This is a genomic window from Bradyrhizobium paxllaeri (assembly GCF_001693515.2).
Classification (GTDB): domain Bacteria; phylum Pseudomonadota; class Alphaproteobacteria; order Rhizobiales; family Xanthobacteraceae; genus Bradyrhizobium; species Bradyrhizobium paxllaeri.
Window position 1 is genome coordinate 5,947,078 of record NZ_CP042968.1, and the last position, 17,350, is coordinate 5,964,427.

Annotated in this window: 14 protein-coding genes; 5 read left to right on the forward strand and 9 right to left on the reverse strand. The window is 63.6% G+C overall.

Translation table 11 applies throughout. The annotated features are described in order from the left end of the window. The first annotated feature begins 18 nt into the window (after positions 1-18). Positions 19-1,164, forward strand: coding sequence for a site-specific integrase (locus LMTR21_RS28355; protein WP_141688420.1), 1,146 nt, complete (start codon positions 19-21; stop codon positions 1,162-1,164). Positions 1,165-1,220: 56 nt separating this feature from the next. On the opposite strand, the gene LMTR21_RS28360 is transcribed toward LMTR21_RS28355, so the two are convergent. The 9 genes from LMTR21_RS28360 to LMTR21_RS28400 all read right to left on the reverse strand — a co-directional run bounded on the left by LMTR21_RS28360 (position 1,221) and on the right by LMTR21_RS28400 (position 12,635). Continuing rightward, the gene (locus LMTR21_RS28360) at positions 1,221-2,003 is read right to left on the reverse strand and encodes an enoyl-CoA hydratase/isomerase family protein (protein ID WP_065754392.1); all 783 of its coding nucleotides are present in this window, start codon (positions 2,001-2,003) and stop codon (positions 1,221-1,223) included. A gap of 71 nt (positions 2,004-2,074) precedes the next feature. Further along, positions 2,075-4,183 (reverse strand): molybdopterin-dependent oxidoreductase, encoded by a 2,109-nt coding sequence (locus LMTR21_RS28365; RefSeq protein ID WP_065754391.1) that lies wholly within the window; start codon positions 4,181-4,183, stop codon positions 2,075-2,077. An 84-nt stretch (positions 4,184-4,267) separates the two neighbouring features. After that, positions 4,268-5,020, reverse strand: a complete 753-nt coding sequence (locus tag LMTR21_RS28370) for an SDR family NAD(P)-dependent oxidoreductase (protein WP_065754390.1) — start codon at positions 5,018-5,020, stop codon at positions 4,268-4,270. 6 nt (positions 5,021-5,026) lie between these two features. Next, positions 5,027-6,400 (reverse strand): MmgE/PrpD family protein, encoded by a 1,374-nt coding sequence (locus LMTR21_RS28375; protein ID WP_065754389.1) that lies wholly within the window; start codon positions 6,398-6,400, stop codon positions 5,027-5,029. A gap of 5 nt (positions 6,401-6,405) precedes the next feature. After that, on the reverse strand, positions 6,406-7,473 hold the full coding sequence (locus LMTR21_RS28380) for an ABC transporter substrate-binding protein (protein ID WP_065754388.1): 1,068 nt from the start codon (positions 7,471-7,473) through the stop codon (positions 6,406-6,408). Between the two features lie 119 nt (positions 7,474-7,592). After that, positions 7,593-8,210: an Isoquinoline 1-oxidoreductase subunit gene (locus tag LMTR21_RS28385; RefSeq protein ID WP_065754387.1), complete on the reverse strand. Its 618-nt coding sequence runs from the start codon at positions 8,208-8,210 to the stop codon at positions 7,593-7,595. A 22-nt stretch (positions 8,211-8,232) separates the two neighbouring features. Continuing rightward, the gene (locus LMTR21_RS28390) at positions 8,233-8,757 is read right to left on the reverse strand and encodes a (2Fe-2S)-binding protein (RefSeq protein ID WP_065754386.1); all 525 of its coding nucleotides are present in this window, start codon (positions 8,755-8,757) and stop codon (positions 8,233-8,235) included. After that, on the reverse strand, positions 8,754-11,528 hold the full coding sequence (locus LMTR21_RS28395) for a xanthine dehydrogenase family protein molybdopterin-binding subunit (RefSeq protein ID WP_065754385.1): 2,775 nt from the start codon (positions 11,526-11,528) through the stop codon (positions 8,754-8,756). Before LMTR21_RS28395 ends, LMTR21_RS28390 begins: the two co-directional genes overlap by 4 nt. Positions 11,529-11,549: 21 nt before the next feature. After that, positions 11,550-12,635, reverse strand: a complete 1,086-nt coding sequence (locus tag LMTR21_RS28400) for a hypothetical protein (protein ID WP_065754384.1) — start codon at positions 12,633-12,635, stop codon at positions 11,550-11,552. 192 nt (positions 12,636-12,827) lie between these two features. Between LMTR21_RS28400 and LMTR21_RS28405 the strand changes: the two genes are divergently transcribed. The 4 genes from LMTR21_RS28405 to LMTR21_RS28420 are packed head-to-tail and all read left to right on the forward strand — an operon-like array spanning position 12,828 to position 17,100. Continuing rightward, complete coding sequence (locus tag LMTR21_RS28405) at positions 12,828-13,769, forward strand: tripartite tricarboxylate transporter substrate binding protein (protein ID WP_246175894.1); 942 nt, start codon at positions 12,828-12,830, stop codon at positions 13,767-13,769. 27 nt (positions 13,770-13,796) lie between these two features. Next, positions 13,797-14,267, forward strand: coding sequence for a (2Fe-2S)-binding protein (locus LMTR21_RS28410; protein WP_065754383.1), 471 nt, complete (start codon positions 13,797-13,799; stop codon positions 14,265-14,267). After that, positions 14,264-16,405: a xanthine dehydrogenase family protein molybdopterin-binding subunit gene (locus LMTR21_RS28415; protein WP_065754382.1), complete on the forward strand. Its 2,142-nt coding sequence runs from the start codon at positions 14,264-14,266 to the stop codon at positions 16,403-16,405. Before LMTR21_RS28410 ends, LMTR21_RS28415 begins: the two co-directional genes overlap by 4 nt. After that, on the forward strand, positions 16,402-17,100 hold the full coding sequence (locus LMTR21_RS28420) for a molybdate ABC transporter substrate-binding protein (RefSeq protein ID WP_065754381.1): 699 nt from the start codon (positions 16,402-16,404) through the stop codon (positions 17,098-17,100). The genes LMTR21_RS28415 and LMTR21_RS28420 overlap by 4 nt, the downstream gene beginning before the upstream one ends. Positions 17,101-17,350: the final 250 nt, after the last annotated feature.

The window sequence follows — 17,350 nt, forward strand, 5'->3', positions numbered from 1 at the left end:
GCCTTGGGACACGAACGCGTGGCCGCCGTCGACCGAGCCAAGAATGTTCTGCTGCCCGCATTCGACAGCTGGCGCTCAGGAGGATTGACTGACATGATTCCAGCATCTCCTGCGCCGGGCAGCTTTGATTGGTTGATCGGCGTATTCAAGACCCATCAGAAATGGAAGGAAATCGATCACAAAACTCAGCGCTTCTACGAACAAGGACTCGCGCTGTTTTCCAACCAAACCTTAAAGGATGGTAGCTGCGCGGGCTCGAAGCAGATTTCTGATTTCACGAAGGCCTTCGTGGACGCAATTTACGCAAAACTGCTTGTTGTGGACGACGAAGACGCTGACGGTAACATCGTCAAACGAGAACGTCGTCGCTTCGCGAATGCAGCCATGATCGCCTGCCGGCGCGCCTGGTTTGTTGGTCAACGCGCGCAAGAAGCAATGGTGCCGGCGATCAATCCATTCTCGCGGATGGACCTAAAGAGCCGCGCGCCTGGCCAGCCGGCACGCGAAACCCCCACGGCGACTTGGGACGAACTCATTGCATTCAGAATGGCCGCAAAGAGCCTCGGGTACAACTCGGTGGGGACGGCGGCACTGCTGACCTGGGAATGGTTGCAGCGCGAAGAGCATGTGTTTGGCGTCTTTGATGTCTCGCACTACCGGCCCAAAGAGCGGCCGAACAGCGCAAAAATCGTGCATCCGAAGAATGGCGAGGAGGCCTGGTGGCCCTTGTTCGACGACACCGGTGAGCCTCTTTTCCCCGAACTCATGGCGGAGCTCGATGCGATCAAGGACACTATCGTCTCAGGACTGATGATTCGGCGCGACCATGGGCACCGCAGGTCGAGTGCTCAGCTCCCTTGGATGACAGAACGCAAGGATCTTCGCTATCTCCGGCGCGTCGTAAAGAAGATCGTTGCAGCTGCTGGAATTCGAACTGAACTATCATTTACCTCGTTCCGTCACGGCGGCTTTACGGAAGGTGCCGACAGCGACCTTACAGATGCCGAGTTACGGGCCGCCGCCCGTCATCGATCGACACGCCCGCTGCCAGCCTATGCCAAGCGGACGCGCAAACAGCTGATTTCAGGCTCCAAGAAGCGTCGTGAGGAACGAACAAAACCTGCGCTGCTCAGGACCCGGAATGATACCTCACAAGCATCATGAGCCACTAGATTTTTGCTTGTCGGGCTTCCAAAAGTTCATCTACGACCGCAACCAAACTATTTTCCCGTCCATGACGGCTTGCGCTTTTCGCCAAAAGCCTTGAGGCCTTCCTTGGCGTCTTCCGTCATCGCCAGCAGCGCAATCTGGCTCTCGGTGTGGGCGATGCTCTCGTCGAACGACATCGAGGCGATCGCGCGCATGGCATATTTGCCGCGGCGGATTGCGGTCGGCGACTTGTCGACGATACGGCTGACCAGCCATTCGACCTTGGCGTCGAGTTCGGCCGCCGGCACGACGTAGTTCAGGAGGCCGGCCTCCTTGGCGATGCTGGCGTCAAACGGCTCACCGGTTAGCGCCCACTCGCTGACCAGCCGCTTCGGCGCGATCGATTGCAACAGGCTCAGCACCTGCATCGGGAACACGCCGACCTTCACCTCGGGCAAACCGAAAATCACATGGTCGGCGGCGACGGCCATGTCGGTCATGCACAACAGCCCCATACCGCCGGCCATGCAGACGCCGCCCACACGGGCGATCGCGGGCTTGGTGGCATTTTGCGACAGCCGCAAGAGATCGGCGTAGTCGACATTCGGCCTGGAAAAATCCATCGCGAAGGCGGCGCCGCTGTTCTGCAGGTCGGCGCCGGCGCAGAACGCCTTGTCGCCAGCCCCCGTCAGCACGATGACGCGGACGTCCTTGTCGTCATGGGCTTCGCGATAGCCGCGGGCGATGCCGGCGACGACATCGGCATTGATGGCGTTGCGCTTGTCCGGCCGGTTGATGGTAATCCAGAACGCCTGCCCGCGCTTTTCGCGTATCACGCTGCTTGTATCGGTCATAGTCCTGCTCGCTTTTTTGTCAAATGCTGACAAGCATTTGCGGCAGGACGACGGTGGACTGCAAGGGCGTTTTAACTCTTGCGCGGAGTGGCTGGCGCCGCTTTTTTGACCCAGACCTTGTTGTCATGGAACGCCGCGCCGCCGATCGGTGCAATCGTTTCGGCGCCGGTCAGCATATTGATGCCGCGGCCGCCGATATGAGCCTTGTTCGGATGGATGGATTCGGCGATCAGGACGCCACGGCGTACACCGTCAAACAGCTTTACAGTCAGCGTGGTTTCGCCGCGCATGTTGCCGAGCGTCACGGCGTCGCCATCGATGATGGAGAGAGCTGAGGCGTCTTCGGGGTGCATCATCACCGTCGGCACGCCCTCGCGGGCCTGCGATCCCGGCGTCTCGTTGAAACTGGTGTTGAGATAGCTGCGCGACGGTGACGTGGCGAGGCGGAACGGATGTTTCTCGTCCGCTTCCTCGATGATGGTCCAGTGGTCGGGCAGCGAGGGCATCTCGGCCCAAGGCCCCAGGCCTGGATTGCCAACCGGCGGATTCGCCCAATCGGCCTTGAAGTGGAACTTCTTGTCCGCGTGCGCGAAGCCATCGAGATAGTGGGAAGTGCGAAAATCCGGCTGGATGTCGCGCCACAGATCCGCTTCCAGCGTTTCGATATCGCCGTGGCCGCTCTTCTTCAGCGTCGCATCGATCAACTCGCGCGGCGTCATCTCAAATGCAGGATGCACAGCATTGAGCCGGCGGCCGAGGCCCTGCAACACTTCATGGTTGGAACGGCACTCGCCGGGCGGATCGATCAGCTTGGGCCCCACCGAAATATGCTGGTGGCCGCCGCCATAATAGAGATCGTCATGTTCCATGAACATCGTGGCAGGAAGCACGATATCGGCCATGACAGCCGTCTCGGTCATGAACTGCTCGTGCACCGCCATGAACAGGTCTTCACGGGCAAAACCCTTTCGCACCAGCGCCTGTTCGGGCGCTACGGTCACCGGGTTGGTATTCTGGATCAGCATCGCCTTGACCGGTGGTCCGCCCTTCAAGGCTTCGGCGTCGCCGGTCAGGATGCGCCCAATCTGGGACTGGTCGAGCCAGCGCGTCGTGCGATCGATCGCGTCATGCCCCTCGATGATGGATTCGTCGAACTTCCAGATCGACGCATTGTTGAAGAAGGCGCCGCCGCCTTCATATTGCCAGGCACCGGTCACGGCGGGAATGCAGTTCGCCGCATGCATCTGCGCGGCACCGTTGCGGCTACGGGTAAAGCCATAGCCGAGGCGGAAGAACGTGCGCTTGGTCTGGCCGACCAGGCGCGCGAACGCCTCGATCTCCTCGACCGGAACGCCCGAGATCTTCGAAGCCCATTCCGGCGTACGGGTCTTAAGATGCGCCTCGAGTTCATCGGGGCAATCGGTGTAGCGGTCCATATAGGCGCGATCCGCGTAGCCCTCGCGAAACAGCACGTGCATGACGCCACAGGCGAAGGCGCCGTCGGTGCCGGGCCGAAGCAGGATCTTGATATCGGCCTGCTTCATGGTGTCGTTGTTGTAGATGTCGATCGCCGCAATTTTGGCGCCGCGCTCCTTGCGGGCGCGCGAGGCATGCGTCATCACGTTGACCTGGGTATTCACTGGATTGGTGCCCCAGATCACGACGAGATCGGAGACACCCATCTCGCGCGGATCGACGCCCGCGATCTTGCCGGTGCCGATGGCAAACCCGATGCGCGCGACGGTCGCACAGATCGTGCCGTAGAAGCGCGAATACTTCTTTACATGCGACAGGCGATTGATGCCGTCGCGCATGACGAGCCCCATCGTGCCGGCGTAGTAATAGGGCCAGACAGACTGAGCACCGAATTCGCGCTCGGCCAGATCGAACCGCGCGGCGATTTCGTCCAGCGCCTCATCCCAGGAAATCCGCGCGAACTGACCCGAGCCCTTCGGTCCGGTGCGGCGCATCGGATAGAGCACCCGGTCAGGATGGTGAATGCGCTCGGCATAGCGCGCAACTTTCGCGCAGACGACGCCCGCCGTGTAGGTCTGCACCTTGGAGCCGCGGACCCGGCCGATCGAGCGGCCGTCGATCACCTCGACGTCGAGCGCGCAGGCCGACGGACAATCGTGCGGACAGGTGGAATGGCGGATATCGACCTTGGCATGCTGGTTCATGCGTTTCTAGGTAACATCAAACATCGCGGTCGCCGAGAGGCTTTGTCCGGCAATTCACCCACAAAAACGGCCTTTAGCCATGCGTCAGGCGCCCAGATAGGCGCCGCCATTGGCGTGAATTGCCTGCCCGTTGATGTAGCGCGCGCCGGGCCCGCACAGGAACCGCACGGTTGCGGCGACGTCTTCCGGCCGGCCCCGATTGCCGCTGATGGTCTGGTGCGTCAGATGATGCGCCGGCTCCGGCTTGTCCTTCGGCCGTGGCGTACCGATCAGCCCCGGTACGACGCAGTTCACGGTGATGCCGTCATCGGCCAGGTCGTGGGCCAGCGCCCGCGTCAGGCCGATGATGCCCGCTTTCGCCGTCACCACATGCGCGCGGTTCTTCGCGCCCGTATGCGCGCTGAGACCGCCGATATTGACGATGGTTCCCGCGCCGGACTTGCGCAGCGCCGGCAGGCAGGCTTTTACGCAGAGGAACGTGCCGTCGAGCGTAACGTCGAGGATTTCGCGCCACGCCGCATAGCTCATCTCAGCGAACGGCTTTTCGCGCCGCCGCGCGGCGTTATTGACAAGGATATCGATCCGGCCGAATTGCTTCACGGCGGCATCCGCCATCGCCTGCACCGCCACGGCGTCGGCAACGTCGCCGATATGGACCAACGCCTTGCCGCCGGCAGTCTCGATCTCGCGCGCGACGGCTTCCGCCTCAGTGCGATTGCTGCGCGCATTCACCACCACGGACGCGCCGCCTTCCGCCAAGGTCAGGGCGATCGCACGGCCGATATTTCGGCCTGCGCCGGTGACGACAGCGACCTTGCCGGAGAGTTCTTTGGACATGAGCTGCTACCCGCGCAATGAGGAGAGATCGATGCGGCCATCAAACAGTCTGGCCATCAGTTTCAACGCCGCATCGCCTTGTGCAGCGCTCCAGCCGCCATGCCTGACGTTGAGCACAAACTTGTCGGTCACATCCTGCCGCGTCAATGGCTCCTGCGCGCCGCCCCGCAGATGGGGCTGCCGGTCTTCGACCACGCTGCCATCCGCGAGAGTGGCGCGGATGTGGCCGGTATAGTTGCTCGGATAGGGATTGTCCGGATCGATCACGAATTTCACCTTGGCAGCGAGCGCCAGCACGCGCGGGTCGCGGATCGCATCTTCCGTGAACGCGCCGAGGCCGACGCCGCCATGCACGAAGCCAGTGGCCAACAGATAGGGCACGGCGAATTTGGCGGCATAGCCGTTGGGCGGGCGCTGCTTGTCGGCGAGCGGCTCCCAGAGACGGTGCACCGTCCCCTCCGCCACTTCGCAGACCATCTGGACGACATCCTCAGGTTCGATACCGCGTGCGGCCAGCCGGCGCGCGCAATCAATATAGGGCTGCGCCATCGTCCCGCACGGATAAGGCTTGAACGCCAGCGTGTCGGTTACCCAGCGCGTGCCGAAATCGCCGGTCAGCGCGTCGTAGTCACCGTTCGTGGTGTGCGCAAAGCCGTGGAACAGGCCGTGCACGCCCTCGAACACCGTTCGCGGACCGACGAACCCTGCCCGCGCCAACAGTGCCGCACGGATGCCCGATTGCGCCGCCCATCCGGCATGCAGCCGCTTGGTCCAGGCGCCTTCGGCGAGATATTCGATGATGCCGCCGGCCATGCTTCCGGCGATGCCGAGCGCATCGACGATCTGTCTGGCGTTGAGGCCAAGCGCCGCGCCGACGCCGGCGGCCGCACCCATCGCGCCGAAGATCGCGGTCGGGTGGAAGCCGGCCTTGTGAACGGCCTTCGGCACCACGAGGCTCAAGCGGCAGAGCACTTCGGTGCCGACCGCGATCCCGATCAACGCCATGCGGCCGTCAGGATTATGCCGCTCGCAGGCGGCGAGCACGGCCGGCACGATCACCGCGCCGGCATGGACCGGGCCGCCCTCGAACGTGTCGTCGAAGTCCTCGCCATGTGCAGCCGTGCCGTTGACGACGGCGGCGCCTGCCGCATTCAGGGTGCGTCCGTGCCCAATCGCGGTGCAAACACCGTCGTCGTCGCAACCTGCCAACGCGCTTCTGATGTAATCCTGGTTGCGCGCGGTTACGCATAGGCCGACCACGTCGATCAGCAGGTCCTCGCATTTGCGCGTGGTCGCGGCCGGCAACGCGCCGGGCTTCAGCGCGACGACCTTCTCTGCCAGCGTTTCAGCAACCGAAATTCTGGGCAGTCCGGAGGCCATGCCGGTCAAATGCGGAAGATCTTGGTGTAGCGCGCCTTGATGGCCTCGCTTTCCTTCTCCACCGCCGCCGCGTCGTCCTTCATGGTCTTGATGTCCTTGAGCGACGTGCGGCCCGCCTTCTCGACCGTTTGAGAGTGCACCGAGCGGAGACCGCCGACATCAATGATGAGCTGCTGGGCCTCCTGGCTGAGACTGAACTGCTGAAACAATCTTGCTGCGTTGGGATTGGGCGCATCCTTGAAGACGCCGTTCGGCCCGATGATCAGCGGCGACCCCTCCGTGGCATAGACCGGCTCGACCGGGCGGCCCGCCTCCTTCATCTGGAAGATGTTGTATTCATTGCCGTCGGCCATCACCGCGCGCTCGCCGAGATCGAGCTTCTTCGGCGGATCGGCCGATGACTGCACCTGCATGATGTTCTGCTTGGCGAGCTTCTCGAAGTAGCTCCAACCGAGATCGCGCTGCATCTGGTAGGTCGCGGTCATGATGGTGCCGCTGTAGCCCGGATGCGCCTTGACGATCTTGCCCTTCCATTTCGGGTCGAGCAGATCGGCAAAACTCTTCGGCGCGTCCCCCGCCTTCACCAGATTGGTATTGTAGGCGATGATGCTGAGCCAGACGCGGAAGCTCGCAAACTGACCGTCCGGGTCCTTGTGCTCGGCCGGATAGAATTTAGCGACGTCTTCCGTCACGTAAGGCGCCAGAATGCCGTCGCGTTTCCAGACGATGAAATGCGCGGCATCGGACGAGTTCACCACGTCGACGGCGTGGATGTTGCTGGCGTATTCTTGGCCGATACGCTGGAACACGCGCTCGGCGCCGGTGCGCTCGACGCGCACGGCGATGCCCGGATATTTCGCCTCGAAGGCCTTGGCCAGTTTCTCCGCGACCGGCAGATCGGTCGAGGTGTAGTAGATGACCTTGCCTTCCTTCTTCGCCGCGTCGATCAGCGCCGGCGTCACCGTTTCAGGTGGCGGCGCGGCGGCCATCACGCGCGTGGAAAATGCTGCGCCTGCGAGAACGGCGCCGGTGCCGGCCAGCATTTGGCGGCGGGAAATCCCTGGGTGTTGCATGTTTTCGTCCCCCGCGCTGTTGGCGAAGTTAGGTACACCTGAACCCCATGCATTATTCCTATGGATCGGCGGCTGTCCATCGCCGACGGCGCGTTGCTGTCGCGACTACGGCCCAAGTATTACTGCGCCGGACAGGCCGCGCCGGTCTTCACCCAGGCTTCCACCAGCGCGCCGGCCTGTTTCTGCGTGCCCGGCACAGGGCTGCGGTTTCCGCCGGGAGCCCAGGCCCAACCAACCAGCGTGTCCTCGCCGATATGATGGATGAGTTCCTCGACCTTGCGCCCGCCGTTGCGTGCGGGGTCCTTCAGCTGCGCGCAGATTTCGGCAACCGTCTTGCCCTCCCACGCCATTTCGCGCGGCGCCAGGTGCCATTCCGGATGGCCCGGCATGCGGCCGGGTTCGAAGTTCGCATGCTTGTGGCAACTTGAGCAGCGCATCGCGGCAAGGCCATGGCCGTCCGCACCGCGTGTGACCGGCGGCTGATGCAGCCGCCCCTCGTCGCCTTGCCGCGGCCGGTCGGTCGCCGGATGGCAGTTGGTGCAGCGCGGATGCGTGAGCACCTTGCCCAACTCGGTAAACATGGCCGCCGATCGCGCGTTCGTATCGGCGATCGAAGCAAAACTCTCCGGGCTTGCCAGCGCGGGCGGCGCAGTCTGGGAAACGGCGTAGCCAGCGAACATGCTTGTCGCGACCGCGATGACGGCGACCGCGAGCTGAAACCGCAGTTCCGATTTCATGCCGCATTCCCCTCGCGCGCGCTCATTGGTTAGCCACGATATAGCGCCTGGAATCCGCGAGGATCACGTCACGCACGGCTTCGTGGTATTTGATGTAGCCGGTGCAGCGGCAGATGTGACCATCGAGCGCTTCCGCGATGGTACTCTCCAGGTCAGCGCGCTTCACAGGAGCCTTGGCCAGACGCTCCAGCAGGACCTGCCCCTCGTTGAGGAAGCCAGCAGTGCAATAGCCGCATTGGAAGGCGAAGTGCGCGATGAACGCCTTTTGCAGCGCCGAGAGTTCGCCATCCCTGGCATGGCCCTCGATCGTGCGAATGGTCTTGCCGTCAAAGCTCACCGCCGAGGCGACACAGGTCGGGCTGGTGTAGCTGGTGCCATCGGGATCGTCGACGATCACGGCGCAGCTCAGGCACTGCGCGGCGCCGCAGCCGAACTTGGTGCCGGTCATGCCGAGATATTCGCGCAAAAAATCGTTCATCGAGAGTTCGTCGCGAACATCCACCGGCCCAAGCGCGCGGCCGTTGATCGTGAGGCTCAATTTGGTCACGCCAAAACTCCCTTGAGCAGGCTTGCGGTCACCGGCAGCGATTGGAAACGGCGGCCGGTCGCGTCGAAAATCGCGTTCAGGATGGCGGGCACCACCGGGACCATGACGACTTCCGCCATGCCTTTCGGCGGCTCGTCCGGCGTCAGCGGCGGCAGCATCTCGATTTCGAGATCGTGCAACGGCAGGTCCGATCCGCGTGCGACGAGGTATTGCCCGAGATTCCACTGGCCGTTGCCGGGACCGCCTTCGAAAGGCGGCAGCGTCTCAAGCAAGGCATAGCCGACGCCCATTGCAAAACCGCCCTGCGCCTGCCCCATCACCACCTCGGGCACCAGCGCCTGGCCACACTCGAACACGCTGTAGGCCTTGGCGATACGGAGCGCGCCGGACGCACGATCGATCTCGATGCGCACCAGCGTGCCGCACATCGAGGTATAGGTGGTGCCGATCCGGTTATTGTCCGTCGGCGGAAATTTGACGCTGAGGCGGTTGATGCGCTCAAACTTGCCCCCACCCCGGCGCACGGCCAGCGCATCGATCTCGGCGCGATATTGTTCGCCAAAAAGCGGAAAACGGGCGCGCGACCAGTCCCAGCGGGAGAAACTGTGCGCCACCGCCCCGGTCACGAGATTGCGTGCATGCGCTGTTGCGGCGAGCGCCGGCAGCGGCAGCGGCGCAAGGCCTGCCAATACAAGTTGCCCGTCCTTCCACTGAGCCTTGGACCAATCCTTGGCGCGGCGGTCATTCGGCGCGATGCCCCATAGTTGCAGCGCCGCCGGCCACAGACCGAACCGGAAGATGACGCGCGCCGCCTCGGCGGCCGCATGGGTGCCGACATGCGCGCCGATCGAGGCGCTGGTGGCCGAGCTGATCGCGGGCACCCAGCGCGGGTTCTTTTCCGCGGCATCCTGCGTCTTCTGGTCCATTGTGTAGGGATCGCCAGACGTGACCAGTCCGAGGGCGTCGTACGTGTCGACCCGCGCCACCGACACTTCGTCGGCGACTGCGCCGAGATGGAGGGCGACGCGGTTCGCAAGCGCCGTGCCGATGCCATTGCCCATCTCGGTATGATCGCAATAGATCGTGACCTTGCCGTCGGGCGACAGTTCGATACGCCCCAGCGAACAGTCGGCGCCGGTGCCATAGTCCTTGGTGACGCACGCAACGCCGGTGCCGACGAGGACGCCCTGCGGCGCAGCCGATTTGTGCCGCGCTCGCTGCTGCCAGATCGGATGCTTCTCGAGCTTGTCGAGAATTTCCGGCGTGCGGACCGAAACGCCATAGGGATTGCCGGTCATGGTCCGGCCTTTTGGCCCGAGCGCGTTGCGCCGCCGGAACTCGATCGGATCGAGCGGCAGTGCGGTCGCGACTTCGTCCACCAGCACTTCCAGCGCGGTCATCGTCTGCAGCGTGCCGTAGCCGCGCATCGAGCCCGCGGTCACCCCGCGCGAATGCAGCGCCACCGTGGTGACGTCGACTTTCGGAACATCATAGATGCCGATCGCCGCGGTAGCACCGACGGTCGCCACATTGGGTGAGAAATTCGCCAGCCCGCCGCCGTCGAGAACGTGGTCGGCGGCGAAGGCCTGGATCTTGCCGGTCGCGCGGTCAACGCCGATCCGCGATCGCATCTTGAACGGATGGCGCTTGATGCCACCCTGAAACTGCTGGTAGCGGTCATGCGCCAGCCGGACCGGATGGCCGGGGAAGAACATCGCTGCCAGCGCCACGTACAGCACGAACGGCGTGTGGTCGCGGCCGCCGAAGCCGCCGCCCATATAGGTGAACTGGGTGTTGATGCGCGCCGGCTTGAAGGGCGCGCGGGCCTCGCCGAGCAGATGCGCGATCGAGTCCGCCGCCTCATAGGGCGACTGCACGCCCAGCACCAGTTCGAGTCCGCCGCTCCTACCGTCGTACCAAGCGAGCCCGGATTCCGGTTCGAGAAACATCGGATCGACCGACTGCGTCTCGAATTCGCGGTCGAGCACCAGCAGGTTCGGATTTTTGGCCGCAAGTTCGCCGCGGATCCGTTCGCCATGGAGCGCGGCTTTGGCGTAGGCCGCCTCGGTATCCTTGGCGGCAGGCGACCATATCGGCAGCGGCGAGCTCTGCGAACGTCCTGGGCTGACCCAGCCGGCCAGGATGGGCGAATAGACGTCGGGCGCCTCCGGCGTGGCACCGGCCACGCGGGTGAAGCGATAGGCGGCGTAAGGGGCCATCGCAACCGGACCGGTCTCCTCGCCGAACTTCACGAACGTTCCATCGCGCAGAGCAAGGCGCGCCTGATCGAAGGCGTCGAACGTCTCGAAGATCAGAAGCCCGACCGGCTGCCCCAGATAGAGCGGCGTCTTGCCGAGCGGGCAGAACAGATCACCGGTGTAGAATTCGGGAACGCGGGCGCCGATCCGGGCCAGATCGGCTGCGGTAACCACCACGGACGGCTTCAACGCGCCGGTTAGCCGCCCAAGGTCCATTCCAAGATAGACGTGCGTGGCATCCGGCGCGCGGATCAGCATCGCATGGGACGTCTTCACCGGCCAGCCGGGAAGATCGCTCGCCCGGAAATCGGAGGCATAGAGCTTGGCGCCGATGACCTTGGCAGTGCCATCGACCCGGCCCGCGCCATTGGCGGCCGGGTTCCAGTTTGCGCGCCCCGGCAGGGACGCGCGCGGCGGCAGGCCGGCGGCATCCGCCGAGCTAAGAGGTGACAGGCTGAGCGCGATGCCGCCCGCCGATACCCAGTTCAGAAAGTCGCGCCGCGAAGGCCGCATGCTCTCAGTCATTTGCCGGAACTACTTCAGATCGGCGATGGTCGCGGGCCCCGGCCCCGGGGTGACCAATGTCGGCCATTGCTTCGAGCCAAAGGGGACAGCGGGCGGCAGGAACGGCGTCATGCCGCGCTTGGTGGTCTCGGCGATGATCGCGGCGCGCGCGTCACCGCCCATCAGCTCGTAATCCATCAAATGGTAATTGCCGAAGAACAGCGCGCCGACCGAGCGATCGGCGATGATGCGGGTCAGTGATTCCAGCATGTCGGCCGGCGTGGTCGTGAACGAGATCGTCTCGATCAGCAGCAGGCGGGTATTGATCGCCTCGGGCCCGAAGAACTGCGCCAGCACGCTGAACAGCACATTGTTCTGGCGCGCGACGTAAATCGTGTTGCTGGCAGCATAGGTCTTGTCCCAGTCGGCGCCGAGCTGCGCCTTCCACTCGGCCAGCACCGTCATCCAGTGCGCGACCTGCGTCTGCGCCGCCCATGCGACGTTCTTGGCCAGATAAGGCGCCTGCTTCTTGCCGAAGGCTTCAAGCGTAGCGAAAGGAATGACGCCCTTGGCGATGCATTCGTCCATGAAGGCGATGTTGTTCTGCAGAATGGTGCGGTTGTTGTCGCGCCAGCCCGGCTCCATCGGGGTCGCATCGAGGCCGACGAGCGCCGATTCCATGCGGCTGCGATAGGCCAGCATCGACCCGCGCCAGGACTTGTTATCGGGATTGTCGACATAGGGGCCGACGACCTGCACCAGGGCCATCGTGCTGTGGCCGACCGACTTGAGCAATTGATAGACGATCGGCACCTGCGGCGCATCCATCGGCGCCATCCCCGGCCGGTAGAGGATCATCCGGCCGCCCGCGCCCGAGAACAGGCCGAGGATCACCGGATGCTTGCTTAGGATATTCTTCTGGAAAACCTTTGCTGCATCGCCATAGAGCTCGAACATGCCGGTGTTGAGCGCCAGCATGTCGTTGGTAGCCACGTCAGAAGGTGTGGTGGTGGCCTTTCCGGAGATTGGCGCCATATAGGCCGGCAGGGTCTGGGCGGTGGCGACGGTCCCGGTCGAGAGCAATGCAGCAACGGCCAGACTGGGAGAGAGCCTCATGTCAATTCCTTATAATCGCCCTGAAATTGTATGCCGACGAATATCTGATTCTGGGACTAGCGATCAGTCCGCGGATAGCTAGACTTGGATAGCCAGACTTGGCACGAGGCCGGTAAACGGGCCCTTTCAAAAAAAGACAGAGTTCGGGAGGTTGACATGATGCGCTTGGGAACGGCGCTCGCGCTGGCGGCAATGCTGGCGGTGCCATCTCTGCTGGTGACATCCGGTCTGGCGCAGGACTATCCGTCGCGTCCGGTGAAGGTGATTGTTCCCTTCGGCGCCGGGGGACCTGCCGACGTCACCGCCCGCCAGATCGGGAACATTCTGCAGGAAACGCTCGGTCAGCCCTTCGTGGTCGAAAACCGCACCGGCGCCGGCGGGGTGATCGGCACGCAGGAAGCCATCAAGTCACCGGCGGACGGCTATACGCTGTTGATGATGTCGAACACCCAGACCGCGAACGAATCGCTGGTTCCGCAACGCAAATACGAACTGATGCGCGATCTCGCACCGATCGCTCCGGTCAACTATTCCGACCTCGTCATCGTGGTTCATCCCTCCGTGCAGGCAAAGACTCTGCAGGAGTTCATTGCGCTCGCCAAATCGCAGCCCGGGAAATTGAACTACGCCTCATCAGGCCAGGGCACGCCGTATCACATGGCGGGCGAGCTGTTCAAAGCCATGGCCGGCATCGACCTCGTGCACGTACCTTACCGCAACAGCGGCGAGGCACGCAGCGGCGTGATCGGCGGCCAGGTTCAGATGATGATCGACGCGGTTCCGGCGATGGCGCCCAACGTCGCCGAAAATCAGGTGCGTGCGCTGGCAACCACCGGCCAGACGCGCTCGACCGTGCTGCCCAACGCGCCGACGGCGATCGAGGCCGGCATTCCCGGCTATGAGGCCACCATCTGGCTCGGCTTGATGGCGCCAGCGGGCACGCCCAAGCCGATCATCGACAAGCTCAACGCGGCTGTGAACGACATCGTGAAGCGACCTGACATCACAAGACTATGGGCCCAGCAGGGCGTCGTCCCTATCTCAATGACGTCAGACGAATTCGACAAATTCCTCCGCGGCGATATCGTGAAGTGGGCGGAGGTCGTCAAGAAGTTCGACAAGCAACCGCAATAAGAAGCCGCTAGAGAAGGCCTCCCCTCGATGCCAAGCGTTCGATTTCGCCTCAATGGCGTCGAGCTGGACGTTGACGCCGATCCCGACCGGCCCTTGCTGGACATTCTGCGCGGGCAACTCGGCGTGACCGGACCGCATTTCGGTTGCGGCGCCGGTGAGTGTGGCGCCTGCAATGTGATCGTCGGAGATCGCGCGGTGTCGGCCTGCGACACGCCGCTGTGGTCGGTGGCGGACAAGGATGTCACAACAATCGAAGGGCTGGGTACGAGCGAGCGGCCGCATCCGCTGCAACGCGCCTTCATTGCTGAACAGGCATTGCAATGCGGCTATTGCGTTTCCGGCATCCTGATGAGCGCCGCGGCGCTGCTGAAGCGAAATCCGGCGCCGACAAGCCGGGAGGTGAAGGAAGCGCTCGACCGCAATCTCTGCCGTTGCGGTTCGCATCAGCGCATGGTGCGGGCAGTATTGCGGGCAGCGGAAGAAATGGCGGCAGGATGAACCAGCAGGCCCCCACTCCGTCTCAGCCCGCATTGCCGGCAAGCCTCGCGGCCAACCCGAAACTGTCGTCGTGGCTGAAATTTTCGAGCACCGGACAAGTAACGGTTTCGCCGGGCAAGGTGGAGATCGGGCAAGGCATCGTAACGGCGCTGGCGCAGATCGTCGCTGATGAGCTCGATGTCGACCTGTCGCGCGTGCAGATGGTCCGGGCGTCGACTCTCGCCAGCCCCAACGAGGGCGTCACCTCGGGCAGCCTCTCCATCCAGCAGTCGGGGCGCGCGGTGCGCCATGCCTGCGCCGAGGTTCGCCGGATATTTCTGCAGCAGGCTGCGGACCGGCTGGGCGTCGACATCGGTGCGCTCGAAATCGAGGATGGCACGATTTCGGGCCCCGGCAATGTCAGGACCAGCTATTGGGAACTTGCCGACGACGTGTCGCTCGATCGCGACGCCACGCCGGGCGCAACGCCAAAGATCGCAACACGGCGGGCGCTAGCTGGCCATTCCGTCCAGCGCGTCGACATTCCCGACAAGGTGTTTGGACGGCCGCGGTTCATCCACGATCAGGCATTGGCGGGGATGCTGCACGGCCGCGTGCTGCGGCCTGAGACTGCGCGCGCGAAGCTTTCGGAATTGAGCGAGGATGGCGCCCGCGCGGTGGCCGGCCTCGTCGCCATCGTGCGCGATGGCAGTTTTGCGGGTGTCGTCAGCGAAACCGAGCATGGCGCTGAACTGGCCGTTCGAGCCTTGCGCAAGGGCGCTGTCTGGTCCGACGGCGAACCCCTCCCCGATGAAAACGATCTGGCCTCATTCCTGAAAGCGCAGCCGACGGAATTGACGGTCATCGACCAGAAGACGGCTGCATCATCGGGCGCGGCGGCGCGAACGATCCGGCGGCAATATACCCGCCCCTATATTGCCCATGCGTCGATCGCATCGTCCTGTGCGATGGCACAGTGGGACGGCGACCGCGTTCATGTCTGGACCCACAGCCAGGGCGTCTATCTCCTGCGCGCGGATCTGGCGCTGGTTCTCAAACTGCCGGCCGAGAACATCACCGTCGAGCACCTGGAAGGCGCCGGCTGCTACGGCCACAACGCCGCCGACGACGTTGCACTCGACGCCGTGCTGCTCGCCAAGGCCGCCGGTGGACGGCCGGTGCGGGTTCAGTGGTCGCGGCGAGGCGAGATGTCAGATGCGCCGTTTGGCGCGGCGATGGCCATCGAGATTGAAGCAGACCTCGATGCGCAGGGAGAAATCGTCGACTGGCGGCATTCGATCTGGAGCAATGGTCACGCGGCGCGGCCGGGCCGCGCGGCGCTGCCGGCGCTATTGGCGGCTTTCGAACTGGAGCAACCATTTCCACGCATGATCTCGACCAATCCGCCGCAGGCAAACGGCGGCGGCGGCGATCGCAACTCGATTCCGCTCTATGATTTTCCGTCATGGCGCATTGAAAGCCATCGCCTGACGACGATGCCCATTCGCACGTCGGCGCTGCGGACGCTGGGTGGGCAGGGCAATGTGTTTGCGATTGAATCGATCCTCGATGAAATCGCCGCCGAGCGTGGCGAAGATCCGATCGCGTTCCGGCTGCGTCACTTGCGGGATGAGCGGGCCCGGGACGTCATTCGGGCTGTGGCCAGGCGCGCGAAGTGGAAGCCCGAGAAGCAGCCCGGCATCGGGCACGGCATCGGCTTTGGCCGCTACAAGAACACCGGCGCCTATTGCGCCGCGATCGCCGAGATCGAGGGCGCCGAGGAGATTACCGTCAGGAAGCTGACGCTGGCGGTCGATGTCGGCGAGGTCATTAATCCCGACGGCGTCATCAACCAGATCGAAGGCGGCGCCATTCAAGCCACGAGCTGGGTGCTGAAGGAGCGCGTCCGCTTCGACCGGCAACGCATCACCAGCACGAGTTGGACGGATTATCCGATCCTGCGCTTCAGCGAAGTTCCCGATGTCGAAGTTGAGGTCATCCAGCGGCCAGAGATTGATCCGGTCGGCGCCGGCGAAGCCGCCCACGGCCCGGTTACGGCCGCCATCGCCAACGCGGTGTTCGATGCGCTTGGCGTGCGGGTGCGCGATCTGCCGATCACCCGCGACAGGATCATCGCCGCGATGGAATTGACCTCATGAACAGCCTGAACATCCTGAGCGGCGGCGCGGCGCAGGGACTGGTCGGCAGCCTGACGCAGGCTTTCAAAGCGCAAACCGGATTCGATATCGCGGGTGAGTTCGGCGCGGTCGGCCTCATGGCGGAAAAATTGCGCAAGGGGACGCCGGCTGACATCGTCATCTTGACCGCGGCGCTGCTCGCCAAGCTGGCGCAAGAGAAGCTGATTGCAGCTCCTTCGATCGCCAATATCGGCCTGGTTGAAACCGCCCTCGCCGTCCGAACCGGCGATCCCCAGGCCGCCGTCAGGGATGCCGATGATTTGCGCGAGGTCCTGCGGGCTGCCGACGCGATCTTCGTACCGGATACCAAAACCTCGACGGCCGGAATTCACGTCGCAAGCGTCCTTCAGCAGCTCGGCATCGCTGATGAGGTTGCCGCCCGCCTCCGGGTTCTCCCGAACGGCGCGACCGCGATGCGCGAACTGGCGGCCTCGGACGCGCGGCGTCCGATCGGCTGCACGCAATCAACCGAGATCATCAGCACCAAGGGCGTAACCTTGTCCGGCTCACTGCCGCCGGGCTGCGAGCTCGCAACCATGTACACCGCGGGCATCACGACCACCGCAGCCTACCCCAAACAGGCCCCGGAGCTGATCGGCTTGTTAACCGGCGCTGACCAGCTTGAACAGCGAAAGCGCGCTGGCTTCGTCAGCTAGACCTCGTCCTACACTCGTGAGCCTCAGCGGGCGCGCGGAATCAAAATCCGCTTGATTATTCTGCGGTTTCAAGGCGCATTTGGAAAAAATGGACGAAACTCGCTCCAGTAATTTCAATTAGCTTGGCTGCTGTTTCCGAAACGCGCCGCGGCTTCGGAGGCTATCACAGGAAGCATTTCTTTAGCGATCGCAGGCTGCTGTAAGTGAAACCGTTGGACCGTCCCATCTCTGAGGGACTGCTCACATTGGT